Annotated in this window: 29 protein-coding genes, 1 tRNA gene and 1 riboswitch; of the genes, 22 read left to right on the top strand and 8 right to left on the bottom strand. The window is 69.0% G+C overall.

Annotated features, from left to right (window positions below; translation table 11 throughout):
- Positions 1-295: 295 nt before the first annotated feature.
- From AW274_RS09750 to AW274_RS09775, 6 genes are all read left to right on the top strand, one after another.
- Complete coding sequence (locus AW274_RS09750) at positions 296-1,240, top strand: ribonuclease HI (protein ID WP_157519962.1); 945 nt, start codon at positions 296-298, stop codon at positions 1,238-1,240.
- A gap of 24 nt (positions 1,241-1,264) precedes the next feature.
- Positions 1,265-2,176, top strand: a complete 912-nt coding sequence (locus AW274_RS09755; protein WP_157519964.1) for an RDD family protein — start codon at positions 1,265-1,267, stop codon at positions 2,174-2,176.
- Positions 2,177-2,245: 69 nt separating this feature from the next.
- Positions 2,246-3,136, top strand: a complete 891-nt coding sequence (locus AW274_RS09760; protein ID WP_062430722.1) for an ABC transporter ATP-binding protein — start codon at positions 2,246-2,248, stop codon at positions 3,134-3,136.
- Positions 3,130-3,861 carry an ABC transporter permease gene (locus tag AW274_RS09765; protein ID WP_062430723.1) on the top strand — a complete coding sequence of 244 codons (732 nt, stop codon included), beginning with the start codon at positions 3,130-3,132 and terminating at the stop codon, positions 3,859-3,861. The genes AW274_RS09760 and AW274_RS09765 overlap by 7 nt, the downstream gene beginning before the upstream one ends.
- Positions 3,858-4,964 carry a sensor histidine kinase gene (locus tag AW274_RS09770; RefSeq protein ID WP_062430724.1) on the top strand — a complete coding sequence of 369 codons (1,107 nt, stop codon included), beginning with the start codon at positions 3,858-3,860 and terminating at the stop codon, positions 4,962-4,964. The genes AW274_RS09765 and AW274_RS09770 overlap by 4 nt, the downstream gene beginning before the upstream one ends.
- A 10-nt stretch (positions 4,965-4,974) precedes the next feature.
- Positions 4,975-5,580, top strand: coding sequence for a response regulator transcription factor (locus AW274_RS09775; RefSeq protein ID WP_062430725.1), 606 nt, complete (start codon positions 4,975-4,977; stop codon positions 5,578-5,580).
- Between the two features lie 5 nt (positions 5,581-5,585).
- On the opposite strand, the gene solA is transcribed toward AW274_RS09775, so the two are convergent.
- Complete coding sequence (gene solA, locus AW274_RS09780; protein WP_083973956.1) at positions 5,586-6,704, bottom strand: N-methyl-L-tryptophan oxidase; 1,119 nt, start codon at positions 6,702-6,704, stop codon at positions 5,586-5,588.
- A 95-nt stretch (positions 6,705-6,799) separates the two neighbouring features.
- On the opposite strand from solA, the gene AW274_RS09785 reads away from it, so the two are divergent.
- Positions 6,800-7,255, top strand: coding sequence for a MaoC family dehydratase (locus AW274_RS09785; protein WP_062341919.1), 456 nt, complete (start codon positions 6,800-6,802; stop codon positions 7,253-7,255).
- Here the strand turns inward: AW274_RS09785 and AW274_RS09790 are convergent.
- Together AW274_RS09790 and AW274_RS09795 are read right to left on the bottom strand one after the other, a co-directional pair.
- Positions 7,240-7,851, bottom strand: a complete 612-nt coding sequence (locus tag AW274_RS09790; protein ID WP_062430726.1) for a response regulator — start codon at positions 7,849-7,851, stop codon at positions 7,240-7,242. The genes AW274_RS09785 and AW274_RS09790 overlap by 16 nt on opposite strands.
- Positions 7,848-8,942: a sensor histidine kinase gene (locus tag AW274_RS09795; protein WP_063813197.1), complete on the bottom strand. Its 1,095-nt coding sequence runs from the start codon at positions 8,940-8,942 to the stop codon at positions 7,848-7,850. Before AW274_RS09795 ends, AW274_RS09790 begins: the two co-directional genes overlap by 4 nt.
- A 110-nt stretch (positions 8,943-9,052) precedes the next feature.
- On the opposite strand from AW274_RS09795, the gene AW274_RS09800 reads away from it, so the two are divergent.
- The 4 genes from AW274_RS09800 to AW274_RS39050 all read left to right on the top strand — a co-directional run bounded on the left by AW274_RS09800 (position 9,053) and on the right by AW274_RS39050 (position 12,416).
- Positions 9,053-9,697, top strand: a complete 645-nt coding sequence (locus tag AW274_RS09800; protein ID WP_062430728.1) for a hypothetical protein — start codon at positions 9,053-9,055, stop codon at positions 9,695-9,697.
- 39 nt (positions 9,698-9,736) lie between these two features.
- Positions 9,737-9,988 (top strand): hypothetical protein, encoded by a 252-nt coding sequence (locus tag AW274_RS09805; protein WP_062430729.1) that lies wholly within the window; start codon positions 9,737-9,739, stop codon positions 9,986-9,988.
- A gap of 201 nt (positions 9,989-10,189) precedes the next feature.
- Positions 10,190-10,262, top strand: a tRNA-Arg gene (locus tag AW274_RS09810).
- A 552-nt stretch (positions 10,263-10,814) separates the two neighbouring features.
- The gene (locus tag AW274_RS39050) at positions 10,815-12,416 is read left to right on the top strand and encodes a 3'-5' exonuclease (protein WP_083973957.1); all 1,602 of its coding nucleotides are present in this window, start codon (positions 10,815-10,817) and stop codon (positions 12,414-12,416) included.
- Positions 12,417-12,660: 244 nt separating this feature from the next.
- On the opposite strand, the gene AW274_RS40135 is transcribed toward AW274_RS39050, so the two are convergent.
- A complete protein-coding gene (locus AW274_RS40135; protein WP_157519966.1) occupies positions 12,661-12,846 on the bottom strand; it encodes a hypothetical protein in 186 nt (61 codons plus the stop codon).
- A 378-nt stretch (positions 12,847-13,224) separates the two neighbouring features.
- Positions 13,225-14,223 (bottom strand): NAD-dependent epimerase/dehydratase family protein, encoded by a 999-nt coding sequence (locus AW274_RS09830; protein ID WP_062430733.1) that lies wholly within the window; start codon positions 14,221-14,223, stop codon positions 13,225-13,227.
- An 82-nt stretch (positions 14,224-14,305) separates the two neighbouring features.
- Here AW274_RS09830 and AW274_RS09835 point away from each other — a divergent pair, with 82 nt between their 5' ends.
- From AW274_RS09835 to AW274_RS09880, 10 genes are all read left to right on the top strand, one after another.
- Positions 14,306-14,872, top strand: a complete 567-nt coding sequence (locus tag AW274_RS09835) for a TetR/AcrR family transcriptional regulator (RefSeq protein WP_062430734.1) — start codon at positions 14,306-14,308, stop codon at positions 14,870-14,872.
- Positions 14,873-15,298: 426 nt separating this feature from the next.
- A complete protein-coding gene (locus AW274_RS09840; RefSeq protein WP_062430735.1) occupies positions 15,299-15,868 on the top strand; it encodes a DUF6461 domain-containing protein in 570 nt (189 codons plus the stop codon).
- A gap of 23 nt (positions 15,869-15,891) precedes the next feature.
- Entirely contained in the window at positions 15,892-16,671 is a 780-nt protein-coding gene (locus AW274_RS09845; RefSeq protein ID WP_157519968.1) for a hypothetical protein, read from the top strand.
- 65 nt (positions 16,672-16,736) lie between these two features.
- Positions 16,737-16,865: riboswitch (cobalamin riboswitch) on the top strand.
- 151 nt (positions 16,866-17,016) lie between these two features.
- Positions 17,017-17,991, top strand: coding sequence for an ABC transporter substrate-binding protein (locus AW274_RS09850; protein WP_083973958.1), 975 nt, complete (start codon positions 17,017-17,019; stop codon positions 17,989-17,991).
- Positions 17,988-19,007, top strand: a complete 1,020-nt coding sequence (locus tag AW274_RS09855; protein ID WP_062430737.1) for a FecCD family ABC transporter permease — start codon at positions 17,988-17,990, stop codon at positions 19,005-19,007. The genes AW274_RS09850 and AW274_RS09855 overlap by 4 nt, the downstream gene beginning before the upstream one ends.
- Positions 19,004-19,786, top strand: coding sequence for an ABC transporter ATP-binding protein (locus tag AW274_RS09860; protein WP_062430738.1), 783 nt, complete (start codon positions 19,004-19,006; stop codon positions 19,784-19,786). The genes AW274_RS09855 and AW274_RS09860 overlap by 4 nt, the downstream gene beginning before the upstream one ends.
- A 41-nt stretch (positions 19,787-19,827) precedes the next feature.
- Positions 19,828-20,304 carry a hypothetical protein gene (locus AW274_RS09865; RefSeq protein WP_157519970.1) on the top strand — a complete coding sequence of 159 codons (477 nt, stop codon included), beginning with the start codon at positions 19,828-19,830 and terminating at the stop codon, positions 20,302-20,304.
- Between the two features lie 60 nt (positions 20,305-20,364).
- Positions 20,365-21,084, top strand: coding sequence for a YcnI family copper-binding membrane protein (locus AW274_RS09870; RefSeq protein ID WP_062430740.1), 720 nt, complete (start codon positions 20,365-20,367; stop codon positions 21,082-21,084).
- Complete coding sequence (locus tag AW274_RS09875; protein WP_062430741.1) at positions 21,081-22,772, top strand: copper resistance protein CopC; 1,692 nt, start codon at positions 21,081-21,083, stop codon at positions 22,770-22,772. The genes AW274_RS09870 and AW274_RS09875 overlap by 4 nt, the downstream gene beginning before the upstream one ends.
- Positions 22,769-23,368 carry a DUF1775 domain-containing protein gene (locus tag AW274_RS09880; RefSeq protein WP_062430742.1) on the top strand — a complete coding sequence of 200 codons (600 nt, stop codon included), beginning with the start codon at positions 22,769-22,771 and terminating at the stop codon, positions 23,366-23,368. Before AW274_RS09875 ends, AW274_RS09880 begins: the two co-directional genes overlap by 4 nt.
- A gap of 6 nt (positions 23,369-23,374) precedes the next feature.
- Here the strand turns inward: AW274_RS09880 and AW274_RS09885 are convergent, their stop codons facing one another.
- Positions 23,375-24,751: an extracellular catalytic domain type 1 short-chain-length polyhydroxyalkanoate depolymerase gene (locus AW274_RS09885; protein ID WP_062430743.1), complete on the bottom strand. Its 1,377-nt coding sequence runs from the start codon at positions 24,749-24,751 to the stop codon at positions 23,375-23,377.
- A 274-nt stretch (positions 24,752-25,025) separates the two neighbouring features.
- Here AW274_RS09885 and AW274_RS09890 point away from each other — a divergent pair, with 274 nt between their 5' ends.
- Entirely contained in the window at positions 25,026-25,466 is a 441-nt protein-coding gene (locus AW274_RS09890) for an MEKHLA domain-containing protein (protein ID WP_062430744.1), read from the top strand.
- Here AW274_RS09890 and AW274_RS09895 read toward each other — a convergent pair.
- The gene (locus AW274_RS09895; RefSeq protein WP_157520241.1) at positions 25,442-26,467 is read right to left on the bottom strand and encodes an endonuclease/exonuclease/phosphatase family protein; all 1,026 of its coding nucleotides are present in this window, start codon (positions 26,465-26,467) and stop codon (positions 25,442-25,444) included. The two genes, AW274_RS09890 and AW274_RS09895, sit on opposite strands and share 25 nt — an antisense overlap.
- Complete coding sequence (locus tag AW274_RS09900) at positions 26,416-26,889, bottom strand: M15 family metallopeptidase (protein WP_083973961.1); 474 nt, start codon at positions 26,887-26,889, stop codon at positions 26,416-26,418. The genes AW274_RS09895 and AW274_RS09900 overlap by 52 nt, the downstream gene beginning before the upstream one ends.
- Positions 26,890-26,967 lie beyond the last annotated feature (78 nt).

Here is a 26,967-nt window from a genome sequence, read left to right on the forward strand (position 1 = left end):
GGAAGTCTGATCATTCGCTGGTGGCTGGCGAGAAGTGTTCCGAGCTGGACCGGTGTTCCTTTAGGATGCCGGGCCGTTGTGTCGCGCTCGCCGCCATGCCAGGCGGAGGCTGTGTTACTCGGCGGCTTGGGAAGCTTAGATCGCGTGGAAAGCGAAGCACGCCTTTGTGGCAGCAGCTCTATCAGCATCAGCGCGCGACAAGTGGACGGCACCAGCTGAGCGACTTGGGATAGCGGTCGAATCCGACAACAGGAAACATGCGGCCCGGCGGCTGTGCAACTTCGCCTCCTAGGAGGTGCTGGAAGCGCTCGCATCAATTTTGGTTCGATGGATAGAGGATAAAAAAGGTTCGGTTGTTGGTCGTTTGTGTTCGCCCTTTCCTGAACAGCCGCGTTCGCCACCCTCTACCCTTGCGCATATCGGTGCGATCCGGTCAACGGAATCGAAGGGGCGAACCATGAGCAGTAGGTCAGCCGCCGAATTCGAGTCCTCCTTGATCCTGCTGACAACCGACCTGGCCGAACGCGCCAAAGACCTGCGCAAATACGCCCTGACCTGCTCCAACTGCACCCGCTGCAGAAGCGCCCAAGAGTGGGTCTGGCTGGCCTCCGCCGAGGAGGCCGCCGCACACCCCCACGGCACCTCGACGCAAGTGAAGCCCCAGGTGGAGCAGCGCGTCAGCGTCGTCCCCGGGTTCGGGAAGCACAGGTCTCTGGTCGCCGCTTCGGATGCGGCGTACAAGGGCAGGTTCGGTGGGTTGGGGTTCGTCGTGAGCGACGGTCATTACGGGATGAAGCACTGGCCGCCTGACGCCGGCATGCGGTTGCTGGACCCGAGTGGGCAGTCAAAGGTCCTGGTCGCGGAGTTACGCGCGGCGGCCATGGCCATCAAGGCGCTCGGCGACCGCGCGGGCAAGGCTTCGCTTCTCCTGGACAGTTCGGGTGCCATTGCTTATCTGCGTTCCTGGCAGAAAGGCGATGTCGAGCGTATGCCGGCCGGATACAGTCTCCGGCCTCGGATGAGCGGTGCCCGGCCCACTTTGGTGAGCCTCGCGGCCAAGGTCGCGAAGTTGCCCATGCTCCGCATCGAGCACGTCAAAGGTCACACGGGGCATCCGTTAAATGAAGCGGCGGACGCGCTCGCGGATATCGCCATGCGGAATCCGGCCGACAGGCATGAAAGGGCGGAAGGTGTCGTCGACGCTTTTCTCCGGGCGTGGCACGGGAGATCGCTACGCTGAGGCCCAGCCTTCGGAAGGACCGTTTTGTCCACCCTGTCGAGACCCGCGTTGCTCACCTGGTTGGTGGCCGCGGCCGTCGCCGCCTATCCGACTTGGGAGGAATGGCGCTTCCGCCTCGACCCCGGTCCGCTGGAGTTCTTCTGCTTAGGCGACGGATGGCTGGACGTGTCGCCGCTCGATCCCCTGCGAGGCGATCTCGACACGCTCTTGATGGACGTCGAAGCGTTCGCCATCCCATCGCTACTGATCATCATGGGAGCATTCTTCGCCCGCCAGGACGCGCGGCGCGCAGGGCGGCGAACGGCGGGTGTCCTCGTTCTGATCGCGGTCGTCAAACCGGCCACTCCTCTCTACAGCTCGCCCGAGGAGTGCGGTGGCACGATCCTCATCCTCAGCGGCGAGTGGTTCGCCACGGTGGTGGACAGTTGGGGGAGCACCCAGGTCTGCCTCATCGCCGCCGCCGTCCTCGTCCTCCTCGTCACCTGGCGGAAAAGCGCCTCGTCATCGACCGGGAGGACCTGGCGTCGGGTAGTAGCGTTCCTGGTCGACTACCTGGCCCTCATCGTGATCCTTTCGCTGCCCGGGTTGTCGTACAGCCTCGGCTACGGGTTGCTGAACTCGGCCACGGTCCAGTTGGACGTCATCGATTTCGACCGGTGGTTGGTCGTGCTCGTCGTCTTTCTGTACTTCTGGGTGCAGCACCGGCTCTGGGGGCAGACGCTAGGCAAGCGCCTCGCGGGCGTTCATATCGTCCCCAACCGCCGGATGGCGCTCCGCACCGTGTTGTCGCTGCTCGTCTTCGTCGCGGTCGTCGGGCCCGTGGTTCTGATCGTCGACGGGATGTGGGCGCTGCTCGACCCCGAAGGCCGGGCGCTGCACGACCGGTTGCTGAAGACCGAGGTCACCCGCACGGTGCGCGACGAAGTGGGCGTGTGACTTTTGTCAGCGTGACCGCCCGACAAGCTTCACTACCCCCACATTTCCACCCTTTCTACCGTTGTCCACATGGATGCGATCAACGTCGAGGGCGTGGCCAAGAGCTACGGGGCCGTTCAGGCCGTCGTACAGGAGAGCCTGCAAGTGCCTGCCGGGCAGGTCGTCGCGGTGCTCGGACCCAACGGCGCCGGCAAGAGCACCTTGATCGGCATGATGCTCGGCCTCGTCGCGCCGGATGCCGGGCGGGTCGAGCTGCTGGGGAAGAGCCCGGCTGAGGCGGCCGCTCGGGGGCTGGTCGGGGCGATGATCCAGCAGGGGGAGCTGGTCCCGAACCTGACCGTGCGGGAGGTCGTCGGGTTCGTGGGCGGTCTTTATCCGAGGCCGATGCCCTTGGACGACGTCCTGGAGCTCGCCGGGCTGACCGAGCTGGCCAGACGGCGGACCGGGCGGTTGTCCGGCGGGCAGGCGCAGCGGGTGCGGTTCGCGATGGCCGTCGCGGGGGCGCCTGACGTGCTCGTCCTCGACGAGCCGACGGCTGCGCTCGACGTCGAGGCTCGGCGGATCTTCTGGTCGGCCATTCGCCGCTATGCCGAGGGCGGGCGCACCGTTCTGTTCGCCACCCACCATCTGGAGGAGGCCGACGAGAACGCCGACCGTGTCGTCGTGATCTCGCGGGGGCGGATCGTCGCCGACGGGACGCCGGCCGAGATCAAGCGGCGGGCCGGGGGGCGGACGGTCCGGTTCCGGCTCGGCGATCAGCCTGCGGCGGGGCTTGAGAAATTGCCGCAGGTCACGGCCGTTGAAGTCGGCGGCGGGTTCGTCACCCTGCACACGGGCGATCCCGACACGGTGGTCGCCTCGCTCTACTCGACCGGGCTGACGGTCCGCGAACTGGAGATCACCACTCCCGCGCTCGAAGACGCCTTTCTCTCACTGACCGCCGGAGGGCCGGCATGCTGAACTATCTCCGTCTCGAACTGCTCCAGGTCCTGCGGGACCGCTACTACCTGTTCTTCGCGCTCGCTCTGCCCGTCGCCTTCTATCTGTTGTGGTCGAGCATCTTCTCTTCGGATCGGCTCGATCCCGTGACCGGGTTGCCGTCTTCGGTCGACATCATGATTTCCATGGCCTCCTACGGCGCACTCGGTGCGACCTTGATGAGCACCGGGGTGCGGCTGGCCGCCGAGCGGCGCAGCGGGTGGTTGCGGCAGCTGCGGGTGACGCCGTTGACGCCGACGACGGTGATCGTGGTGAAGACGCTGGCCGCCATGTCGCTGGGGCTGCCGGCCGTGGTCCTCGTGGGGCTGGCGTCGGTGCTCTGGCAGGGGGTGCGGCTCGACGCGCCGCAGTGGGTCGCGATCATCGGGCTGCTCTGGGTCGGCACGTTGCCCTTCGCCGCGCTCGGCACCCTCATCGGGTCGCTGGCCGGGCCCGACGCCGCCCAGCCGATCACCCTCGGGGCCTACTTCGGGCTGGCGGTCGCCGGGGGCATGTGGGTGCCGCTGTCGGTGTTGCCGCAGGTGATCAGGGACGTCGCCACGGCTTTGCCGTCGACCCGGTTCGCCGAGCTGGGGCGGGCGGTGGCCGCCGGGCACGCGCCGCCGGTGTCGGCCGGGCTGGTGCTGGCCGCCTGGACGGTCGCGCTGGGCGTGTTCGCCGTCGCCGCCTACCGGCGGGCCTGGTGAGACGGCTCCTCGTCGGCGACGTCCAAGGCTCCGAGCTGCTGCAACGGGCCTTCTGGACGTCGTTCGGGCTGCTCTTCCTCACCCCGGTCGTGGTGGACGTGGCCTATTACGAGGGGGTGCGGCGCTGGCTCGGATGGGCGGGTCTGCTGGTGTTCGTCCTCACCTATTACGCGGTGGCGTTCGTGGGGCGCAGCTGGGACGAGGCGATGACCGGCCGGGAGATCCTGGTGCTGGTGACGTTCTCCCTGCTGACGGTGGGGTTGCCGGTGGGCTTCGGCCTCGACTGGCTCGGGGTGATGTTGTATCTGGCGTTCCCCTACTCGATGGCGCTGCCGCTGCGGTGGGCCCCGGCCGCGGTGGTGGCCGCTGCGGTGGTGACGGCCGGGACCGGCCTGTTCATCGGCGCGCCGCCCGCCGTGTACGGCGCGGTCGCCGGCGGAGTGCTGGCGCTGGGCATCCTGATGGCCGCGCTGCGGCACGCGCGCACGCTGGTGCTGCAACTCCAGGAGGCGCGCGACGAGGTGGCCCGGCTCGCCGCCGCCGACGAACGGCTGCGCATCGCCCGTGACCTGCACGACGTGCTCGGCCACACGCTGTCGCTGATCGTGCTGAAGAGCGAGCTCGCGCGCCGGCTGGCCGGCCGTGACCTCGACCGGGCCGTCGGCGAGATCGGCGACATCGAGTCGGCGGCGCGGTCGGCGCTGGCCAACGTCCGCGAGGTGGTCAGCGGTTACCGCAGACGGGCCCTGAGCGAGGAGCTCGACGGCGCGCGGGCGACGCTGGCGGCGGCCGGGGTCGACGCGACGGTCCGCATGGCGGGCGGCCCGCTGCCCGATGCGGCCGACGGCGTGTTCGGCTGGGCGGTACGCGAGTCGGTCACCAACGTGGTCCGGCACGCCCGCGCGTCCCGCTGCGTCATCGAGATCGCCCACGGCGACGGTGCGGCGACCCTGGAGATCCGCGACGACGGCCAGGTCGGCGCCAGCACGTTCCGGGCAACGGCCTCACCGGCCTGTCCGAACGGGTCACGGGCGAAGGCGGCACGCTGGAGTCGGGCCCGCTGCCGGGCGGCGGCTTCCGCGTCGCCGTCAGGGTGCCCGTAGGGTCGGCCTCATGATCAGGGTCATGCTGGCGGAAGACCAGAATCTGGTGCGCGGCGCCCTGGCGGCGCTGCTCGGCCTGGAAGAAGACCTGGAGATCGTCGCCGAGGCGGCCGACGGCGTCGAGGCGGTCGCCGTGGCCCGGCGGGAGCGGCCCGACGTGGCCCTGCTCGACATCGAGATGCCCGGCGCCGACGGCCTCACCGCGGCGGGGCAGATCCGCGCGGCGGTGCCCGAGTGCCATGTAATGATCTTGACCACGTTCGGCCGGCCCGGCTATCTGCGCCGGGCGATGGAGGCGGGCGCGTCGGCCTTCCTCATCAAGGACAGCCCGGCCGAGCAGCTGGCGGCGGCGATCCGGCGGGTGGTGGCGGGGGAACGCGTCATCGACCCGGCCCTGGCCGCGGCGGCGTTGAGCGCCGGTCCGAATCCGCTGTCACAACGTGAGCGCGATGTGTTGGCGGCGGGGGCGGTCGGCGCGACGATCGCCGACATCGCCTCCCGGCTGCACCTTTCCGAGGGCACCGTCCGCAACTACCTGTCGTCGGCCATCACGAAGGTGGGGGTGCGCAACCGCATCGAGGCCGCCCAGGCCGCGGAGCGGAACGGCTGGTTGTAGCCCCTTCACCGGCCGGCCAGTGCGAACCGCGCGTCCGGCCGTTCCCCGGTGAGGGCGAGGTCTGCCAGGACCCGCCCGACCGCGGGCACGAACTTGAAGCCGTGCCCGGAGAAACCCGCGGCCACGATGACCGGCCCGACCCGGTCGAGGACGAAGTCGGAGGTCGGCGTGGTGGTGTAGGTGCAGCTGATCGGGGTGCAGGCCCACGGGTCGACCCCCGGCAGCCAGCGGCGCGCGTAGTCCCGCAGGACGCGGAGCTGATGGGGCTCGGCCGTGAAGTCACGGTCGTCGGGGTCGACGACCGGCCCGGTGCCGTGGAAGCCGACCTTGACGCCTTCGCCGGGGGTGGCCAGTCCGTACACGCCGCTGAGGAAGCCGGTGGCCGCCAGGGTCTGCTGGTCGAGGTGGTGGACGAAACTGGGCCACTCATCACTGTCGCGAAGCGGAGCGAAATGAGCGGGTTGCTCCTGGGTGACCCGGAGCGGCGGCAACGGCACGAGGGCGCCGAGCAGCTTCTCCGTCCACGCGCCGGCCGCGACCACCACCCGTTTCGCACGGTAGACGTCGTCTTCGGTGACGACGTCGACGGCGTCGTCACCGCGCACGGCTATCGCGAGGACCGGGGTGCGATGCCGGACGTCGGCCCCCAGGGCGGCGGCACGTCGCTGGAGCGCGGTGACGGCGTGGTCGGCGTGCAGCCGCCCGCTCGCCGGATGGAAGAAGACCTTGCCGTCGTAGCGCAGGCCGGGCCAGCGCTCGGCGGCTTCTTCGGCGGCCAGCCACTGGCCCGGCACGCCCGCCGCCTCGACGGCGCCGGAGAGCACGTCGAGGTCGGGCGTGCGGCCGTGGTTGACGCTGCCGGTGATGGTGAGCAGGGCGGCTCCCGACTCGGACTCCAGCTCCCGCCACAGGTCGTGGGCCTCGCGGGCGAGCCGGATGTAGACCGGGTCGCCGTAGGAGACCCGGAAGATCCGGGAGGCGCCGTGGGAGGCGCCGCGCACGTGGCCGGGTTCGAAACGTTCCAACAGCACGACGTCGGCGCCGCGCCCGGCCAGCCGCCACGCCGCCGCCGAACCCATGCCGCCCCCGCCAACGACGACGACGTCCACCACATGCCTGGCCACACGCAACCTCCTGATTTACCTGTATTCCCTACCTAAAATACCGAGTTGAATGTGCCTCTACCTCCACGCCGAATGACAAAATAAAGTTCGGAGACATGCGGATCTTCTCGAACGTCTCCGAGCTCAAAGCCGCTCAAGGTACGCATCTCGGCTTCACGGAGTGGCGTACCGTCACCCAGGAACAGGTCAACCTGTTCGCCGACGCCACCGGCGACCACCAGTGGATCCACGTCGACACCGAACGCGCCGCCCAAGGGCCCTTCGGGGCGACGATCGCCCACGGGTTCCTTTCGTTGTCGATGCTCCCCACCATGACGAGCGAGCTCATCAGGGTCGACGGGCTCGCCATGGGCATCAACTACGGGCTCAACAAGGTCAGGTTCCCCACCCCCGTCCCAGTCGGGTCGCGCGTGCGCGCCGGAGGGGAGATCCTCGACCTCACCGACACGGCTCAGGGGGTGCTGGGCACCCTCAAACTGGTCATCGAGGTCGAGGGCGTGCCGAAACCGGCCTGCGTCGCCGAGCAGCTCATCCTCTACATCCCGGCGTAGTAGGCGGCCGCCTGGGCCCGGCTCTGCAGGCCGAGTTTGGCCAGCACCCGGCTGACGTGCGTCTTCACGGTCGGTTCGGCGATGTCGAGGGCGCGGGCGATCTCGGCGTTCGACAGGCCGCGGCCGAGGCACGACAGCACGTCCCGCTCGCGGGCGGTGAGGTTGTCGGGCATCGCCGCCGGTCGCGTGCGCGCGAAGGCCGAGATGAGCTTCCTGGTCACCTGCGGCGAGATCAGCCCGTCGCCGCCGGCCACCAGCCTGACCGCCTCGACGAGCGTGGCGGCGTCGGTGTTCTTCAGCAGGAACCCGGCGGCGCCCGCGCGCAGTGCGCCGAAGACGTATTCGTCCAGGTCGAACGTGGTGAGCACGAGGATCTCGGTCTGCCCGGCGAGCTGCCGGGCAGCCTCGATGCCGTCGAGGCGCGGCATCCGGATGTCCATGATCACGACGTCGGGGTGGTGCTCCTGGGCCAGCGCGACCGCCGCCCGGCCGTCGGCGGCCTCCCCGACGACCCGGATGTCGCTGGCGCCCTCCAGGACCAGCCGGATGCCCGTCCGCACCGCCGCGTGGTCGTCGGCGATCAGTACCGTGATCATGTCGACAGGGTGGCGGTCACCCGCCAGCCGCGCTCACACGGCCCCGCCTCGAACGTGCCGCCGAGCAGGTTGGCGCGCTCCTTCATGCCGATCAGCCCCGCCCGCGCGCCCGGCAGGTCGCGCGGCCGGTCGGTGACCGGGTTGTCGATGGTGAGCACCAGTTCGTCCGGACGATAGTCGATCGCCACCGAAACCGGCGCGGAGCCGTGTTTGAGCGCATTCGTCAGCGACTCTTGGACAATTCGATATCCGGCCAGATCGACCGCTGGGGGCAGATCTCTGGGCGTGCCCTGGACGTCGACGACAGCCGTCACCCCCGTGCGTTTGACCAGGTCGTCGACCTCGGTGAGGCTCGGCCTGAGCGCCTCGTCCACGCCCTCGGCGCGGAGCAGCCCGATCATGCCGCGCATCTCGGCCATGCCCTGGACGCTGTTCTCCCGGATCGACTCCATGATCGATTGGACAGATCTCGCGTCCAAATCGGTTCTGGACAATACCGCGCTCGACTGGATGGCGATCGCGCTGAAATGGTTCGCCACCATGTCGTGCAGCTCCCTGGCCATCCGGTTGCGCTCGGCGGCGATGGCGGCCCTGCGGTCGTAATCGGCCATCAGCGCCGCCTGCCGGGCGTTGTCGCGCAGGTTCCGCACGATCGCCGCCGACGCGACCGGCATGACGGTGATCAGCCCGACCTGGAACCCCATCACCGTTCCCCAGGCCCACGAATGCGCCTGCAGCCCCGTCGACACGCCCGCCGCCAGCACCCAGAGCGGGCTGATCCGCAGCAGAACGGTCATCAGCCGTCGGGGCCCGTAGAGGGTCGCCGCGTAGATGTTGTCGGTGAACACGACGGCCGTACCGAGCGAAGGCCCCATCGTCGCGTCGGCCGCCAGCGCGACCACCCCGATGACGAACGCCGTCACCGGCCGCCGCCGGCGGATCACCACGCCGACGCAGGTGACCGCGAGCGGGACGAGGAACAGCTGGACCGGCACGCCCCTCGAATGGTCGTAGGCCCCCGCGGCCAGCAGCACGACCCCGACCGCGAAGGCCGCGACGGCCATCAACGCGTCCTGCCGGTGGGGGGTCATGCGGTCAATCTCACCACGACCCGTCTGAAATGGGCATACATCTTTGGATGTACAGAAGTTCGTCCGAACCGGCGAGGTAGGGCGTCGACTTCGAGACGAGCATGGATTCCATGCTCTGGTTGATCATCGCGGTCGAGGCCGGCTTCTGGATCCTGCTCGCCACGGGCCTGCTGGTCCGGTACGGCCTGCGCCTGCGCCGCACCAGCTGGGCGATCCTGGCCCTGACCCCGGTGCTCGACCTGGTGCTGCTGGTGGCCGCCGTGATCGACATGCGCTCGGGCACCGTCGCGACCTGGCAACACGGCTTGGCCGGGGCGTACATCGCCTACTCGATCGTCTTCGGCCACCGGACCATCACGTGGGCCGACGAGTGGGTCGCCCGAGGCTTCAAGAAGCCGCCGAAAGTGCTCGGCGAGTGGGCGATCTGGTTCAGGATCGCGGGGGCGTACACGATCATGTGCCTGCTGCTCTTCGGGGCCATCGTCATGGTGGACGACCCCTCCCGGACCTCCGCCCTGACCGGTTTCATGCTCAACGCCCTGAAAGTCCCGCTGATCGCCCTGATCTGGCCCGTCACCGACTCACTGGGGCGTCAGTTCGGTAGGAAGCCGCACGGTGACCCGCCACCCGCCCATGTGGGGCCCGGCATGGACGCTCCCCCCGAGCGGAGTGGCCCGAGCCCGCATCAGCCGGACCCCCGACCTGCGCGAGGGCCGGACGCCGATCGGGCTGTCGATGGTCAGCGTGATCGATGACGGCAGGTAGGAGATCATGACCGTCGCCGAGGTGGTGCCGTGCTCAAGCGCGCTGGTCAGCGCCTCTTGGACAATTCGATAGCCGGCCAGATCGACCTCTCTGGGCAGATCGCGGGTCGGCCCCTGGATGTGCAGACGCGTCGTCAGCCCCGCCTGCTTGCTGCGGTGCAGCAGGTCCATCGGGTCGGAGAGGCTGCGATGGTCGGCGCCCAGCACCCCGTTGATGCGCTCGACCAGCAGACGCTCGGCCTCCTCGGTGCGGCGTCTTTTCCGGCGGTGGACGATGGTTGAGGTGGCTAGCAGGATGACGATGGCGAGGATGCCCAGGTTCAGCACATTAGGCCCCTGATCTGTGCGGTTATGTCGGTTCTTAACCGGCGGTGATCGGGGGTATGCCCGGGGGGTTGGGGACTTTGCCGGGAGTTGGACGAGGGTGTCTTCGGTTAACTGGTTCGGAGTAGGGGCGGGGACCCGCTATGCTTACTTCTGCAAGCGGCCGTAGCTCAATGGATAGAGCATCTGACTACGGATCAGAAGGTTAGGGGTTCGAGTCCTCTCGGCCGCGCAGCGGAAAGCCCAGGTCAGCGTCTCGCTGACCTGGGCTTTCGTGTTGTACGGGGGCGGGGAGTGGCGGGTGATCGTGCCAGGTACGTCCGCACGTTCACTAGATCAGATGCTCTACGGCGTCCCTCCGTTGTGGGCCTGCTATGCAAACTGGCGTTCGAGACTGGGCTGATACCAGCCCTCGCGAGGGTGTTGTTGCCGAGAAGGCACTGCTCGTAGGTCCGGTGGAGGACGTCGACGCTGTCACTGACCCACTCGGCCCCATGGTTCTCTGGGCCACCCCACCTTGTGTGTCGTGGAGAGAAGGGCCGCATGACTGAGGCACCCGAGACTTCCCGGCGGCTGGCAATTACCCTCCAATGACTCTGTCCGTCAAAAGCCGCTGCCTACCTCCGACTGTATTGAGATACCTCTATTCGCGGAGATGACGGCCGATTGGGGGACAAGGCATCACGACCCAGTTACTTTTCCTGGCATGCGGCAATAATTTCGGTGTCCAATCTGGTCTGACGTGCAATTATGCGACTCGGCTCCCCGACCCCTGGAGGCCGCCATGTTCGCCTATGGCCAGCTCACGCGCGCTCGCGGTATCGACCCCCGCTCCCTCACCTTCGCGGTGGTGGATGTCGAGACCACTGGTCTGGATGCCCATGAGGGTGCGCGGATCTGCGAAATCGGCATCGTACGAATGTGCGGAGATGGAGTGGTTCTCGATGAGTATTCGACCCTCGTCGACCCGATGTCTCCAATAACGAATGATGTGTATCACGGAATCACGGACACGATCGTCAAGGGTTCGCCGAGGTTCGATCACATCGCCGGAGACGTGCTCGCCTACCTGGACGGCGCGATCGTGGTCGGACACAAACTCGACTACGAGGAAGAATTCCTGACAGCCGAGTTCGGCCGACTCGGTATTCGCCTTAGCGGTATCCCAGGTCTCTGCACGCTGGTCATGGCACGTACCCACCTCGACCGCCACGGCTACCGCCTCGACGAGATCGCCAGCCTCGTCACGGGTGAATGGCCGGCTGCCGCACACTCCGCATTAGGCGACGCGCGCACGCTGGCATGGGTTCTCTCGAAATTCATCCAGGAAGCGCCGACACCGCTTTCCTGGTCGGGCATCCATCCGATCGCTCTGCCGACGTTCCAGCGAAGTGGATTCATCTCGCCACGAGCCGCAGGGTTGCGCCGGGGCACCGAAGGGTGGCTCGCCACCCTCACTGCTCGTCTCCCTCTGATGACCTATCCACCCAGCCCGCGAGCCTCAGGAGTGGCCGATTATCAAGCGATGCTGGGGCATGCCCTCGCAGACGGGCGGATCGTCGGCGAGGAAGCACAACAACTGGCACTGCTCGCGGCACGGGCGGGGCTGACCCAGACGACGGCGCGCTACCTCCACGAACGCTTTCTCGCGGACGTACGCGCTCAGGCTGAAGCCGACGGGGTGGTCTCTGCAGCTGAGGTGAAGGAACTCCAGAAAGCGGCCAAGGAACTGGCTGCCACGCATTTGATCGGCGACCTGGAGCAGGCCGCCGCCGCTGATCGTGCGCGGAAGAATGGGCCGCTCAAGGGGTGGCGCATTTTGCCGGTTGCCGACACTTCAGCCGTCATCGAGGTCATGGATCTTGCGACCGCCAACGGAGCTGCGGTTGCGGTAAACGTCACCAAGACCGTCCGACTGGTTCTCACCGACGATGTGGACAACGCCGACCCTCGCCTTGTGAAAGCCCGAGCCGCTGGTATTCCCGTGGTGACCGCCGATGAGGCGCAAGAACTGCTGAACAGGGAGATCACACAGGCTGGCGCCAGTCTTTTCGCAACGGCACGTGGTCAGGAGGTCGCCGAACAATTGGCGTTCGAGCACGAGCAACTGGCCCGGCGGCGCGGTCCGGAGTGGCACGCGGCATGGCGACCACATGCGCTTACGGCCGCCCAGTACAAAGCCGAGTTCATCGACCCGTACTCCGATTGGGACCCTCGAGGGTCGCGTTATTCGGTTGTCGTCGACTCTCCGGTGAGAACGGCGAGTGCCACTCGGGGCGTCCCTGCTACGACCAACCAGAAGAGCGGTGGCTGCGCTGGGCTTGTGCTTCTTGCATCAGGGCTCGGCGCCGTATTGGCCGAAGCCATGCGCAACATCATCGGCTGATCGTTTGCGAGCCGAGGCCGCAGCCGCCGAGCCACCCGCTTTGGTGAAACGTTCGGGTGGTCGTCACTCGCGTGATCCCGGAGAAGCTGAATCGTGGTCGCGGAGAAGATACCGCCCCCGTCACGCATTTGGTCTTGCCCTGTGGATCAGAGGGTCAGGCGTTGAGTTCTCTCGGTTGAGCAGCGGAAAGCCCAGGTCAGCGTCTCGCCGACCTGGGCTTTCGTGTTATCTAGGGCGCCGAAGATCAGGCGGCCAGCTCGGTGAGATGGTGACCGAGACGCCGTTCCGCTTCTTCCACGCCGATCTCGAGGAGAAGTCCCGCAGGTCCGTCGCAGGCGGCAAGGTCGCCCTGTTGATCTGGGTCTTGCGCTGCCATCAGCGCCTGTTCATCGAGCGCGGCGATGCGTGTGGCTGTGGCGCAGTCGCTCACGGGTGCTGCCGCCCGGGATCAGGCTCAGCCCCGTCTTCCAGTCGGTTGAGGATGGCCTCTATCTGGCTTAGCGCAGTTCGAGGGCGAGCTTGAGTTCAACGGCCGCGTGTTCGGCCTCGGATAGAGGCGATGCCCACGAACGGCGTGGTGGATCGTCGGGTGGTCAGGTCGATGAAGATCGGGACGACCCAGTCGGAGCCGGTTATCGCCGGTAGCTCGGCGACTGGGCGGACTCGGCGTGGTTGAGGAAGTAGCCGGGGCTCCGGACTTGCTCGTCACAGGTGAGCAGGTCGACCGCCTGGGACAACTCGGTGAGGATGTCCGGCCTGATGAGGTTGACCGGCGGATGCGGGTGTCACGGTCTGAGGTGGAACTGCCTCATCGGTGGGTCTTTCCCGAAGGAGACATCTGGCGGAGGCCGTCGTCCACGGTGGTGACGGGCGAGTAGCCGAGCCGGGTGCGGGCGCGGGTGATGTCGTAGGTCCGATCGCGGCCCATGAAGGCGACGATCCACTTCGTGAGAGGCGGCGGGGTGGTGCTGCGCCAGGCCTTGGCGGCGGTCTCCATGAGGGTGGCCAGCGTCGATGCGATCGGGCGCGGGACGCTGGCGGCCTTGCTCACGTCGAGGCCGCGGGTTGCGAGCAGCGGGGTGAAGAAGTCGCGGGCCGGCAGGGGGTCGCCGTCGGTGATGTAGCAGGTGAGGCCGTGTTCCCCGCGTGTCGTGGCGAGGGAGATCGCGTGGGCCAGGTTGTCGAAGTGGCAGAAGTCGATCAGGTGGCGGCCGCCGTCGATCCAGGAGAAACGGCCGGCTTCGACCGCTTCGACGAAGCCCTGCAGGTTGCCGGCTTCGCGTTTTCCCCAGAGGAAGGGCGGCCGGAGGATCACCAGCGTTGTGTCGCCGTGGGGCAGGGCGAGCAGTTCCTGTTCGGTACGTAGCTTGACCCGGCTGTAGGCGATGTTCGGCCGGCCCGTCTCGGTCGTCTCGTCGACGGTGGCCGCGTGGTTGGCGCCGGTCGAGACGCTGGCCGCCGAGAGCAGCACGAAGCGCCTGACCCCGGCGGTCACCGCCGCCTGGTAGAGGGCGAGGGTGGGCAGCAGGTTGCGCTGGACGAACAGGTCGTCGGGTCCCCAGAACTCCATGTACGCCGCCGCGTGGACCACGGCCTCCATCTTGTCGAGAACGTCGGACCAGGCCGGAGGCGTGGGGCCGGTGAGCTCTGCCAGGTCGCCGCGCACCGGGGTCGCCCCGGCGGCCGTGACCTTCTGTGCGGCCAAGGCGGATCTCGCTAGGGCGTGCACCGTGTGTCCGTCGGCCACCAGTCTCCGGATGATCACGTCGCCAGCAGAACCGGATCCACCGGTCAGAAGGATGTCCATGAGCGCCCTCCGTTAAAGTTGACGTTGTCATCTGAAAGGTTGCATCGAGCGGTTGACGGTGTCAACTGGGTAGGATGCCGCCGTGATCAGCCGCGTTGAATCCGCCGCCGCCACCCGCAGATCCCTGCTGGATGCGGCGGCCGCGTTGCTGGGTGAGGGCGGGCCCGAGGCGGTCACACTGCGAGAGGTCGGATCCCGGGCCGGGGTCAGCCGGGGTGCGCCCTATCGGCACTTCGACGACAAGGACCATCTGCTCACGGCGGTCGCGACCGAGGCCTGGGACGCGCTCGCCGACGAGGCCGTGGCACTGAGCGCCGACCCGGCGCGACCGGCGCACGACAAGCTGCGCGCCATGCTCTCCGGCCTGCTCGCCATCGGTCGCGAGAGGCCGCACCTCTACCGGTTGATGCACCGCCCGCCGGCCGCCGAGGAGATGCTCCGGGCGGCGGCCCGCAGCCAGGTACCGTTCCTCGCCGTCCTAGGCGATCTTGTCGGCCCGGATCGGGCGCATCACTACGGGGCGTTGTTGCTGACCAGCGTGCACGGAATCCTGGGCATGGAGGCGAGCGGCCAGCTCACCCGGGAGAAATGGCGAACCGACGCCGACGAGATCCTCGAAACTCTCCTCGGTGCGCTCCCTGCCGACTAACCAATCGAGAAGCCGTCGTGGGCGTCGGTCATGCCCAGGGTGAGGGCGAATACACTCAAGACCGCAAAGTGAGTGGCTAATCCCTGTCGGCAATCAGCTGAGCGGATACGTGAGGCAGTGGACTTGCCTTACCTCGATGCCATCGCTCGGTGGGTCAATCAAAGGTGCCAAAATCTCGCCTTGGCAGGCGGACTTACGCAGTTACCGCGCGATGGTGACGTCAACCAAAAGGGCATGTGTTAGACCCATTCGTTGGTCCTGCGGAAACCTAGAGTGTATGCCGCTACCGATCGTTCAGATATGTTGGCCACCAGCCCTGATGTGGTCAAACGGGAATGCGCCTGGTGGAAAGACCGCGACCTATTCCTGCAGCTGGATGCCGCAATTCCGTGTGAATCCCGAACACTGTGACATGGAGAGAGGCTGATGAACGACGAGCAGGCCGGCTATCACCGACAGTTGGAGGGCGCAGAGGAGCTCATCAGCCTCACCTGGTGTCAGGGCAAGACGGTCGACGACGTCGCGGTGGTCCTTGGTGCGCGGGACGACCGCGTGGTCATGCTGGACTGGAATGGCGCCGACGAAGCCGCATACGAAATCCACGAGGACGAGGGCATCCCCTGCACCGCTCTCATCGGCCCCCTCGGCGAATGGGTCCTCACGTGTGAGATGGAGGCCGGCTGGCGAGCCAAAGACCGCCTCGCGGAATTGTCGGCCGAGGGAAGGGCGCTGGCTCTCTTCGTCGGCCCGACGCTCTGTGTCTTCCAGTACGCCATCGCCGGCGAGTCGGTCACGCGCCTCGTCTCGTATGGCCCAGCAAGCCGCGAGGGCACCCAACCTGATGCACTCGACGCCCTGATTCGTGACCTGACCTGGAATGATGACCGCGAATTCGCGTCCGCGGGGCTGACTTTGGCCGAACGCCTCACGGGAGAGCGGTTCACCGGGGATTGGTATGCCGGCAGGAATCGATTCATCGTCTACGATCCCGACTGATCAACCCCTCCGAGGAGAACCCCGTGCGCTTATCAGCCGCCGCAGCCGTCGCCGTTCTCGTTGCGACAGGTCTGTCCGCCGCGCCTGCCCAGGCCGCCTCTCCGAAGGTCGCCTACGGCTGGGCTTGGCCAGACGGCAAGGGAAAGCTTCGTATCGTGCCGCGCGCGGCGAAGTTGTACACGGCTTACAACGGCATCAAGACGTACCGTCTGAAGGCCGTCGCCGGAGCGAAGGAAATGCGGCTTGACTACTCGTCGGCCTCCTTCTATCGGATCTCGTCCACCTGCGCCGCCCGAGACATCGGCGGTAAATTCGCCGTGAGCGCCAAGGGGCTCGGCACGACCAAATGTGCTCCGCGCGACCTCGCCTTTGTTTTCGATCTCGGCCCCACGCCGGTCCGCGTCGTCTACAACGGCACCAAGGCCGTCGGGATCCATCAGTTCTGGGCCGGTCCCGCGACCGAGAGGCCCATCACCGCTTTCGGCATGTTGCGGTATCGCGGTGACGGCACCCCGGGTCCCAGCATCAGCGGGATCGTGACCTTCACCCCCGAGGGCGGGCGGCCGATGACGCTCCGGTATGACGAGTGGGCCGGGTTCCACCGCATCGCCGCTGCGTGCGGCTCCGACTGGCTCTCCGCCCCGCTCGACGCGGCCGACAAGGACGGCCTGGGCTCCTATGCCTGCGGCGCGCGGCACATCACCGCGGTTTTCAAGCGGCTGAAGCAGCCCGTGTACGTCAAGCTCAAGTACACGCCCCTGGCCGGGCTGATGAGCGAGGTCTGGGAAGTCAGCCGAGATTGAGAGAGCCCCGCTCGTGGACGGCCGTCCGTCCCGTGTGATGATGACGGCGAAGGCGAGCGCGGACTGAGGAAACCGGTGTGAATCCGGTGCGGTCCCGCCACTGTGATCGGTGAGCGAGTCCCGAAAGCGTGCCACTGCCCCGGCGAAGGGGTGGGAAGGCGGGGACGAGCGTCGACCCGAGAGCCAGGAGACTCACGCGGTCGCCTCCTCGATGAACTGGGGCGGATTTCCCCGGAGAGGAGCGGGCCTCGATGCCTGGCAGGCCGGTGGTGACGCCGCGAGACCCTTCAGCGATCCCTTTCTTAGATCCGCCCCGTTGTGCTCATTCCTTGAGAGGAAGATGTCATGACGGGCAGACGTCCCACGTCCCTCCTGCTCGCCCTGCTGGTCACCGGGGTGTTGGCCGCCTGCGGCGGCGCACCGCCGGAACAGGCTCCGGCCGCCAAGGCTGAACGACAAGCGCTCGTCAACTGCGGCGTCACCACCACCTACGACGCCCCGCCGACCCGGGCGATCTCCATGAACCAGCACGCCACCGAGGTCATGCTCGCCCTCGGCCTGGAGAAGTCGATGATCGGCACCGCCTACCTCGACGACCAGGTCCTCCCCGAGTACAAGGCCGCCTACGACGCCATAAAGGTCGTCGCGAAGGAGTACCCCTCCTACGAGGCGCTCCTCGCGGAGGAGCCCGACTTCGTCTACGGCGGCTTCGGCAGCACCTTCGACGAGAAGGAGGGCCGCGGCCGCGCCGCCCTCCAGGAGGCCGGGATCAAGACCTACCTCAACGTCGAGGAGTGCGCCGAAGGCCCGGTCACGATGCAGTTGATGGACCAGGAGATCCGCAACGTCGCGAAGATCTTCGGCGTCCAGGACCGGGCGGAGCCGCTGCTCACCGCACTCCACGGCACCCTCGCCTCGGTCCGCGAGAAGCTGGCCAGGGTCGCGCCCGTGAAGGTCTTCGTGTACGACTCCGGCGACAAGACCGCCTTCACCGCCGGCGGCAAGGGCATCGGCAACGAGATCATCAAGCTCGCGGGCGCGGAGAACGTCTTCGCCGACGTCGACAAGGTCTGGGGCGACGTCTCCTTCGAGCAGGTCGCCGAACGCGCCCCCGACTGGATCGTCGTCTACGACTACGGCAGCGACCCCGTCGACGCCAAGAAGAAGTTCCTCCTGGACAATCCCGCGCTCAAGGACGTCCCGGCGATCAAGGAGCAGCGGTTCGCGGTGCTGCCGCTGTCGTCGGTCGTGCTCGGGGTCCGCGCGCCGAGCGCGGTCGAGGCGCTGGCCAGGCAGATCCACGCCGACAAGTTCCAGTGACCCGGCGCTACCCGATCGTCCTCGGCCTGCTGCTCGCCCTGCTGGCCGGGGCGGTCACCGCTGCCGTCGCCGCCGGGTCGGTGCCGCTGCCGCCTGGGCAGGTGTGGGCGATCCTGCTGCACAACGTCCACCCCGCATTGGCGGAGCCGACCTGGACCGCCGCGCGGGAGACGATCGTCATGGACGTGCGGCTGCCGCGGGTGTTGCTCGCGGCCGTCGTGGGTGCGGGCCTGGCCGTCTGCGGCATGGCTCTTCAGGCTCTGGTACGCAACCCGCTGGCCGACCCCATGCTCCTGGGCGTGTCCTCGGGGGCGAGTGTCGGCGCGGTCGGCGTGCTGGTGTTCGGGCTGGGGTTCTTCGGCGTGTTCTCGCTGCCGATCGCGGCGTTCGCCGGCGCGCTGACGGCTCTGGTGGCGGTGTACTTCCTGGCCAGGCAGGGCGGCCGGATGACCACGGTCCGCCTGGTGCTGGCCGGGGTCGCGATGGCCGAGGTGTTGTCGGCGGTGGCGAGTTTCCTGGTGGTGACGTCCAACGACCCCCACAAGACCCAGTCGGCGGTGCGCTGGATGCTCGGCGGGCTGGCCGGGACCACCTGGACCATGGTGTGGATCCCGGCCGCGGCCGTCGTGGCCGGGACCGTCGTGCTGCTGGGGGTGTCCCGGCCGCTGAACCTGCTGCTGGCGGGGGAGGAGGCGGCGGCCTCGCTCGGGCTGGACGTGCACCGGTTCAGAGCGGCGCTGTTCGTGCTGGTCGCGGTCATGATCGGCACGATCGTGGCGGTCAGCGGGTCGATCGGGTTCGTCGGGCTGATCATGCCTCATGTGGTGCGGCTGCTGATCGGCGCGGATCACCGCAGGGCGCTTCCGGCGACGGCGCTGCTCGGGGCGTCGTTCCTCATCCTGGCCGACCTGCTGGCCCGGACTCTGATCGCGCCCGAGGAGATCCCGGTCGGCATCCTGACCGCCCTGGTCGGCGGTCCGTTCTTCCTGTGGCTGATGCGGAGGCGGTCGAAATGACGCTCATCGTCGAGAACGTCGTGGTTCGCGTGGGCGGCCGGGACCTCGTCCACGACGTCTCGTTCGAGGTGGCCGAGGGCGAGGTGCTGGGGCTCGTCGGGCCGAACGGGGCCGGCAAGTCGACGCTGCTGCGCACCTTCTACCGGGCCCGCAAGCCGACCTCGGGGCGGGTGCTTCTCGACGGCGAGGACGTCTGGAAGATGCCCGGCCGCATGCTGGCCCGGCGGCTGGCGGCGGTGCTCCAGGAGACCGGCGGCGACTTCGAGTTGTCGGTCCACGACATCGTCGCGATGGGCCGCACCCCGCACAAACGCGCCTTCGACGGCGACGACGCCGACGACAGGGCGATCATCGCCGACGCCCTCGACCGGCTCGACGTCGCCGGGCTCGCCCACGCGCCCTTCGACCGGTTGTCCGGCGGGGAGAAACAACGGGTGCTCATCGCCCGCGCGCTGGCCCAGCGACCGGCCACGATGGTGCTCGACGAGCCGACCAACCACCTCGACCTGCGCCACCAGCTCGACGCGCTCAACCTGGTGCGCGGCCTCGGCGTCACGGCGGTGGTCGCCCTGCACGACCTCACCATGGCCGCCGCCTTCTGCGACCGCATCGCCGTCATGGACGCCGGCCGGCTCGTCGCCCTCGGCACCCCCGCGAAGGTGCTGACCCCCGTGATGCTGGCCGAGGTCTACCGGGTCGACGCCGACGTCACGCTCCATCCGGAGACCGGCGTCCCACAGGTGACCCTCGCGCCGACCGTTGCTAGGCTCCGGCCATGATGTGCCGGAAAAGGTCGATGCGCGGTCTGCGCTCGGCTTTGGTGGCACTCAGCACCACCCTCATCGCGGTCGCGGCCCATGGGGCCCACGGCACCACGCCGCCTCTGCTGGCGCTGGTCCCGGTGGTCCTGGCGGCGTGGGGCGTCGCCTACGGGCTGGCGGGGCGCCGGCTCAACCGGCGCGAACTGCTGGGCGTGCTCGGCGCGGCCCAGCTCGGCATCCACGGGCTGAGCGTCTACCTGACCGGCGACGTCCATCACGACGAGACCTCCTCGTCCGGGGTGCTCTCGCACGCGGCGGCCACCGTGCTCACGGCGCTGCTGCTGGAATACGGCGAGCGGATCTGGTGGGGGCTGCTGTCCCTCCTCGGGCTGCGCCACCGCACGATCCACCTCGGCGAGCTGCCGCCGCCGGTCCGGCGTACCGTGCCGGTCGCCTCCCGCGTGGTCCCGCTGCTGACCCGGCTCTGCGCCGGGGCGGTCGGGACGCGGGCTCCACCTCTCCTCACGCAGGTCTGAAATCCCTACGACCGGGCCCAGACGGGTCCGGCCATGATCTGTTCTGAGGAGAAACCCCCCATGAGTTCTGTTCTGCGTGGCGTCGCCGTCGGCACCGCCGCCCTCGGGCTGGTCCTGCTCGGCGCGAGCCCGGCGTCGGCCCACGTCACCGTCACACCGTCCACCACCGTGGCCGGCAGCTACACCGTGCTGACCTTCTCCGTCCCGCACGGGTGCGACGGATCGTCCACCACCTCGGTCGCCGTCTCGATGCCCGAGCAGATCATCGCGGTCACCCCGACGGTGAACCCGGGCTGGGACGTCGAGAAGAAGATGGAGAAGCTCGACACCCCCGTCGACAATGGGCACGGCGGGCAGTACACCGAGCGGGTCGACCAGGTCGTCTACACCGCCAAGACCCCGCTGCCCGAAGGGCTGCGCGACACCTTCGAGTTGTCGCTGAAGCTGCCGGAGGAGGCGGGCGCGAAGCTCGTCTTCCCGGCGATCCAGAAGTGTGAGAAGGGCGAGACGCCCTGGACCGAGGTTACCGAGGAAGGCGCGGAGGAGCCGGAGCACCCCGCCCCGTTCATCGTGCTGACCGCCGCCGAGCCCGCTCCGGCGGAGAACACGGCGTCGGCCGCCCCGACGATCGCCCCCGTGCAGGCGTCCGCCGAGTCGGCGTCCGCCGACTCCGACGGCTCGGGCGGCTCGGGCCTGGTCGGCTGGGCCGGGCTGGTGCTGGGCGCGATCGGGGCCGCGGCGGGCGTGACCGCGCTCCTGCGCGGCAGGAAGACCTCTTGATCCGTCCGGTTCGCCGGGCACCCGCGTGGGCGTGGCCGTCGGCCACGCCCACCTGGGCGGTCGTGTTGCTGGCCGCCGTCGTGGTCCTCCTGCTGCCGGGCACGGCCGACGCCCATGCCGTGCTCAAGAGCACCGACCCCGCCGACGGCCAGGTGCTCGCCCAGGCGCCGCGTACGATCACGGCCACCTTCAACGAGGCGATCAGCCTCGCGCCGAAGGGGAACCTGCTGCTCGACTCGACCGGCCGCCCGGTGCCGGCCGAGGTCCGCTCGGTGAACGACACCGTCGTCTACACCCCGGCGTCGACCCTCGCCGAGGGCACCTACGTCGTGAGCTGGCGGGTCGTCTCCGCCGACACCCACCCCGTCGGCGGCGGCATCAGCTTCTCCGTCGGCAGACCCAGCGCGAACTCCGTCGCCGTGCCGACCCAGGTCGCCGACCGCGAGGTGAACCTGCTCCGGATCGGCGCCGAGGTGCTGCGTTACGGCGGCGTGCTCGGGTTCGCGGGCCTGACCGCCTTCGGCCTGTTCATCGCCGAGCCGAGTGTGCGCAGGTCGGCGACGTTCGCGCGGCGGGTCCGGCGGGTCCGCGACGCGCTGGCCGCCGCCGCGGTGCTCGGCGCGGTCGTGCTGATCCCGCTGGTCAAGCTCTGGCAGGACGGCACCGGTCTCGGCGACCTGTTCTCCGGCTCGGTGTGGCCCGCCGCGTTGTCGACGGCGCCCGCCGCCGCCGCGGCGCTGCTGGCCGTCGGCACCGGGCTCGCCCTGGTCGCGGCGGGCCGCCGGTCGCCGGTCGCCGCCGCGGCCGGGACCGCGCTCGCGCTGGGCTCCCTCGCCGTGGTCGGCCACACCCGGGTGTACGGGCCGGGCTGGCTGGTGCTCGCCGCCGACCTGCTGCACCTGGCCACCGCCGCGCTCTGGGTCGGCGGGCTGCTCGGGTTGTGCCTGCTGTTCGTGCCCGACCCCGACCACCGCACGGCCGAGGTCGCCTCGGCGGTCGGCCGTTTCTCCACCGCCGCGTTGTGGCTGGTCGCCGGGCTCGGCGTGAGCGCCGTCGTGTTGTGGTGGCGGATCGCCGACAGCGTCGAGGGCCTCTGGACGACCGCCTACGGCCGATTGGTCCTGGTGAAGCTGGTGCTGGTGCTCGCCGTCATCGGCGTCGCCGCCTGGAACCGCTACCGGCTGGTGCCTGCGGTGCTCGTCGGCGCGAGCCGGCGGGCCACCCTCGACGCGCTGCGCCGCACGGTCGGCGTCGAGGCGGCGGGCCTGGCCGTGGTGGTGGCCGTCACCGGCGTGCTCGTCTCCCAGACTCCGCGCGAGGAGGCCGCCGCCACGCCCGTGGCCGCCGCGCCGGCTGCCTCTTCCGGTCCGAAGACGCTCACCGCCGCCGTCGGCGACGCCAAGGCCACCATGGTGATCAGCCCCGGCAAGCGCGGGGTCAACGCGCTGCAACTGTCTCTGGTGGACGCCGAGGGCGTGCCGCTGGTGCCGCACGAGACCCCGGAGTTGTCGGTACGGCTGCCCGCCTACGAACTCGGGCCGTTCAAGAAACCGCTGTCCACGACCGGCAAGGGCACCTACGAGGCGACCGTCGACTTCCCGCTCGACGGAACGTGGACGGTGACGCTGGTCGTGCGGTTGTCGGAGTTCGAGAGCCCGGTCGTCTCCCAGGAGGTGGTGATCCCGTGAGGATCTCCCGTGCCGTCGGCGTGGCGCTGGCGGCGGTCGTGCTGGCGCTGCTCCCGGCCGGTCCGGCGCTGGCCCATGTGCTGCTGGAGTCGGCCCAGCCCAACGGCGACGGCTCGGTCACCCTCACCTTCTCCTTCGACCACGGTTGCGACGGCACGCCGACCGAGGCGCTCGTCGTCAGGGTGCCGGCCGGCTCCTCGGTCGTGTCGGCCGGGCAGCCGGCCGGCTGGCGCGGCGCGGTGAAGGGGAACACGGTCGAGTGGACCGGCCCCGGGATCGCCGACGGCGCCAAGGCGGCCTTCACCGTGAAGGCGCGGTTGTCGGGCAAGGTCGGCACGCCGCTGCTCTTCCCGACCACCCAGAAGTGCGGCGGCGGCAAGGGCTACGAGTGGATCGGCGTCGACGACGCGTCGGAGGAGCCCGCGCCCCGGCTGATCGCCACCGCCGCCGTCCTCGACCCGGCCCTCGGCCCCGCCCCGCCCCCGGCGGTGGGGGCGGACGGGGCGGGCGACGTCCAGGTGGCCGTGGCGCTGGGCGCCTTCACCGCGCTGGCCGCGCTGGTCGCCCACCTCACCCGGCGACGGATCAGATCCTGAGCCGGCTCAGACGCGGGTCCACTTCTGGTTGGTGCCGCCGTGGCACGACCAGATGTGGATGCGGGAGCCGTTGGCGGTGCCGTAGTTCGACACGTCGAGGCACTTGTTCGCGCCGACGGCGGTGATGCTGCCGTCGGAGTTGAGCCGCCACTTCTGGTTGTTCTGGCCGTTGCAGTCCCAGATGAGCACCGCGGTGCCGTCGGCGGTGCCCGCGCCGCTCACGTCGAGGCACTTGCCGCCGTAGACGCGCAGCTCACCGGCCGAGGTGGTGGTCCACCGCTGGTTGGCCTGGCTGTTGCAGTCCCAGAGCTGGATCGTCGCGCCGTTGGCCTGGGAGGCTCCGCTGACGTCCAGGCAGCGGTTCGACGCGACGCCCCTCAGGGCGCTGGTCGTGCCGGTCGAGGGAGAGGGGGAGGGCGAAGCGGAGGGCGACGGCGACGGGGAGGGCGAGGTCGTGCCGTCGAGGCCGAGGAAGCTGATCGCGTAGGCGAGCTGGCCGCTCATGGGCAGCTGGTGGCCGACCCCGCTGATGCTGATGCCCTCGATCGTGGCCTGGGTCGAGGTGGTGCCGTACCTGGTCCGGGTCCAGTTCGACTGCGGCTGGTCGGTGTAGGCCGGGGTCTGGCTGAGACCGTGCAGGTTCGTCCACTGCTTGAGCTCTTCGCCGAAGTTGTTGTAGTGGAGCGTCGTGTCGGTGGTGCCGTGCCAGAACTGCATGCGCGGACGGCGGCCGGAGTAGCCGGAGTACATCGCCCGCGCCTGGTCACCCCACTGCTGCGCGGTCTTGATCAGCTGCCCGCCCGAGCACTGGCTGTTCCACAACGACCCGTTCGTGGTCGCGAAGCAGCCCGCCGGGACGCCTGAGAACGCCGAACCGGCGGCGAACACGTCGGGGTACTGGGCGGCCAGCACGTTGGTCATCATCGCGCCCGAGGAGAAGCCGCTGACCACGATCCGGGAGGGGTCGACGTTGTGGCGCTGCCGCGCCCAGGAGACCATCGACATGACGCCCGTGGAGTCGCTGCCGCCGTCGCGGCGCAGCGCCGCCGAGGTCGACACGTCGAAGCACTTCTCGGTACGGGTGACCTCCGGAATCACGATGACATACCCGTACCGGTCGGCCGCGGTCACGTAGTCGCGCCCGTTGCCGTTGAAGATGGCGCCGGCCGACCCGCCGCAGTAGTGCACCAGCACCAGGAGCGCGGGCTGCGCGGCGACCCGGTCGGGCACGTAGATGTACATGTTGAGGTTCGTGGGATTGTTGCCGAAGTTCGTCACCTGGGTCAGGGACGCGGCGGAGGCCGACTGCAACCCGAACAGGGCCCCGGCGGAGGCCAGGCATAAGACGAGGGCCGTCAACACCGCTTCGCGCATGCGTTTCATGTGTCTCCCATTTCTCTCGTGCGGACCTCAGGGTAGGAACCGCTTTTCCGCTGTCAAGAAGGCCGGTTGCGGTACGCCGAGCAGCGGTGAGTTTCGGCAGGCAGACGGGATGGGTCGCAGTGTGTGGCTTCTCCGGAAGGTGAAAGCTTCATACTCATCTGCTGATCGGTGAGACGGTCGTACCGTGATCATGGTGTTGAGCAGAGGAGGACGCCGAGAGGCGGGAGAGCCGAACGCGCCGGATAAGCCCGCTCATCAGCGTGGCCTATCCTCGGTGGCTGTGCGGGTGAACCAGGATTTCTTCGATCTGCTGAGCAGTTGTCACCTCCGCCTCGTCGGCGCCCCGCTCGGCGGGCCCGACGCCACGGCGGAGTGGCTCTACGAAGACGCGCCCTTCTGCGTGCTGGCCCACGACACGTCCGCCGACCCGCGCTTCACCTACGCGAACCGCACCGCCCAGCGCTGCTTCGAATACGACTGGGCCGAGCTCGTCGGCACGCCGTCCCGCCTCTCGGCGGAGCCCGACCGGCGGGAGGACCGCCAGCAGCTGCTCGACGCCGTGCACCGCGACGGCTTCGCCACGGGCTACCGGGGCCTGCGCATCGCCAAGTCGGGCCGCCGGTTCTGGATCGAGGACGTGACCATGTGGAACCTGGTCGACGACGGCGTGCTCGTGGGCCAGGCGGCGACCTACCGGCGCTGGCGCGACGCCTGATCCCAGGCGAGCACGGCCGCGACCGGCAGGTGGTCGCTGCCGGTCGAGGGCAGCGTCCACGACCTCGTCGGTTCCACCCCGCGCACCAGCACCTGGTCGATCCGGACGACCGGGAACGCCGCCGGAAAGCTGAAACCGAAGCCCTCCCCGGCCGCCTCCTGGACTGAGCGCAGCTGTGCGGTCAGCCCGGTGAACGCGCGGTCGCCGGTCGTCCCGTTGAGATCGCCGAGCAGGACGATCCGCTCGCTCCCGTCGGCCGCGACGGCCTTGGCGAGGGCGTGTGCGCCGCGGTCGCGGCTGTCGGTCCAGAAGCCGTTGGCGGGGAACACCCGCACCGAGCCGAGGTGGGCGACGTACACCACCAATGGGCCTTTCCCCGTGGTCACGGTGGTGCGCAGGGCCCGGTCGTCGGAAGGCGTTCCCGCCTCGGCCATGGGGCCGGCGTTCATCTCCAGGTCGACCGGGCGGGTGTCGCCCAACGGCAGGCGGCTCCACAAGCCGACCGTGCCCTGGACCGTGTGGTGCGGGTACGTCGCCGCGAGTTCCCTCTCGTAGACGGGTCTGGCCTGCGGGGTGATCTCCTCCAGGGCCAGCAGGTGGGCGCCCGAGGCGGCCAGGGCGCGGGCGGTGCCCGCGGGGTCGGGGTTCTCGGCGCCGACGTTGTGGGTGACCACGGCGAGGTCGCCGCCCGGCCGGGACTTGTCGAGGAGCAGGCCGCCGAACAGGCCCAGCCACACGCCGGCCGGGAGCAGCAGGGCGAGCGCCGCGCTGATGGAGCGGCGTCGCAGCGCGCCGGCCAGCAGCACCGGGATGAACGCGCCCGACCACGGCAGCGCGGTGTCCACCAGGTTGCCCAGGCCGCCGCGTTCGGTGACCTGCGGGTGCAAAAGCAGGAGCAGGCCGAGCAGCAGCGCCAGCGCCGTGAGCACCGGCCCGCGTCGCCATACGGTCACCGGTGCATCCTCGGGTCGTCGGTCGGGTCGGCGTACATGGGCGGGCAGCCGCTTTCGACGGCGGCGGGGCGCAGTTCGTAGTGCCAGGGTTCGTTCTCGTAGATCTGGCACAGGCCGTAGGCGGCGCCGTGGCGCGACAACCAGGCGGTCGGGGCGAGGTCGACGGCGTCGCCCGACACGTGCCGGGAGGTGTCCGCGGTGGCGACCCAGCGGGCGGCCTCCTCCGCCGAGCCGTACCGCTTGACCGCGTCGCGGAGGAGCTGTTCCTGTTGCGCGGGGGAACGCCGGCCGCTGTTGACGTGGAAGGCGATCCCGGAGTCGGTCGCGGCCATGCGGAGGGCGTGCAGCAGATCGGGGTCGAGGTCGCGCACTCCTGGATGGTCGTCGTCGAACACCGTCACGCCGTCGGCCCAGGCGGCGGGGACGAGCAGGGTGAGGGCCACGACGAGGAGAAGCAGCAATCGAGGCATGCCGCCAGTGAAGGGAAACCGGTGTTGCCGCTGCGTATCCGGTTTTCGATACGTGGACGATATGTGCCGGTTCGTAGC

It is taken from the genome of Herbidospora daliensis, from assembly GCF_001570585.1.
In the GTDB taxonomy this organism is placed as follows: Bacteria; Actinomycetota; Actinomycetes; order Streptosporangiales; family Streptosporangiaceae; genus Herbidospora; species Herbidospora daliensis.

What these genes read in the sequence shown, in the direction of transcription:
- AW274_RS09760 (WP_062430722.1), top strand. Translation starts at nt 2,246, where the DNA reads ATGGATGCGATCAACGTCGAGGGCGTGGCCAAGAGCTACGGGGCCGTT.
- AW274_RS09765 (WP_062430723.1), top strand. Translation starts at nt 3,130, where the DNA reads ATGCTGAACTATCTCCGTCTCGAACTGCTCCAGGTCCTGCGGGACCGC.
- AW274_RS09775 (WP_062430725.1), top strand. Translation starts at nt 4,975, where the DNA reads ATGATCAGGGTCATGCTGGCGGAAGACCAGAATCTGGTGCGCGGCGCC.
- AW274_RS09785 (WP_062341919.1), top strand. Translation starts at nt 6,800, where the DNA reads ATGCGGATCTTCTCGAACGTCTCCGAGCTCAAAGCCGCTCAAGGTACG.
- AW274_RS09790 (WP_062430726.1), bottom strand. Translation starts at nt 7,851, where the DNA reads ATGATCACGGTACTGATCGCCGACGACCACGCGGCGGTGCGGACGGGC.
- AW274_RS09795 (WP_063813197.1), bottom strand. Translation starts at nt 8,942, where the DNA reads ATGACCCCCCACCGGCAGGACGCGTTGATGGCCGTCGCGGCCTTCGCG.
- AW274_RS09800 (WP_062430728.1), top strand. Translation starts at nt 9,053, where the DNA reads ATGCTCTGGTTGATCATCGCGGTCGAGGCCGGCTTCTGGATCCTGCTC.
- AW274_RS39050 (WP_083973957.1), top strand. Translation starts at nt 10,815, where the DNA reads ATGTTCGCCTATGGCCAGCTCACGCGCGCTCGCGGTATCGACCCCCGC.
- AW274_RS09830 (WP_062430733.1), bottom strand. Translation starts at nt 14,223, where the DNA reads ATGGACATCCTTCTGACCGGTGGATCCGGTTCTGCTGGCGACGTGATC.
- AW274_RS09840 (WP_062430735.1), top strand. Translation starts at nt 15,299, where the DNA reads ATGAACGACGAGCAGGCCGGCTATCACCGACAGTTGGAGGGCGCAGAG.
- AW274_RS09850 (WP_083973958.1), top strand. Translation starts at nt 17,017, where the DNA reads ATGACGGGCAGACGTCCCACGTCCCTCCTGCTCGCCCTGCTGGTCACC.
- AW274_RS09860 (WP_062430738.1), top strand. Translation starts at nt 19,004, where the DNA reads ATGACGCTCATCGTCGAGAACGTCGTGGTTCGCGTGGGCGGCCGGGAC.
- AW274_RS09870 (WP_062430740.1), top strand. Translation starts at nt 20,365, where the DNA reads ATGAGTTCTGTTCTGCGTGGCGTCGCCGTCGGCACCGCCGCCCTCGGG.
- AW274_RS09885 (WP_062430743.1), bottom strand. Translation starts at nt 24,751, where the DNA reads ATGAAACGCATGCGCGAAGCGGTGTTGACGGCCCTCGTCTTATGCCTG.
- AW274_RS09900 (WP_083973961.1), bottom strand. Translation starts at nt 26,889, where the DNA reads ATGCCTCGATTGCTGCTTCTCCTCGTCGTGGCCCTCACCCTGCTCGTC.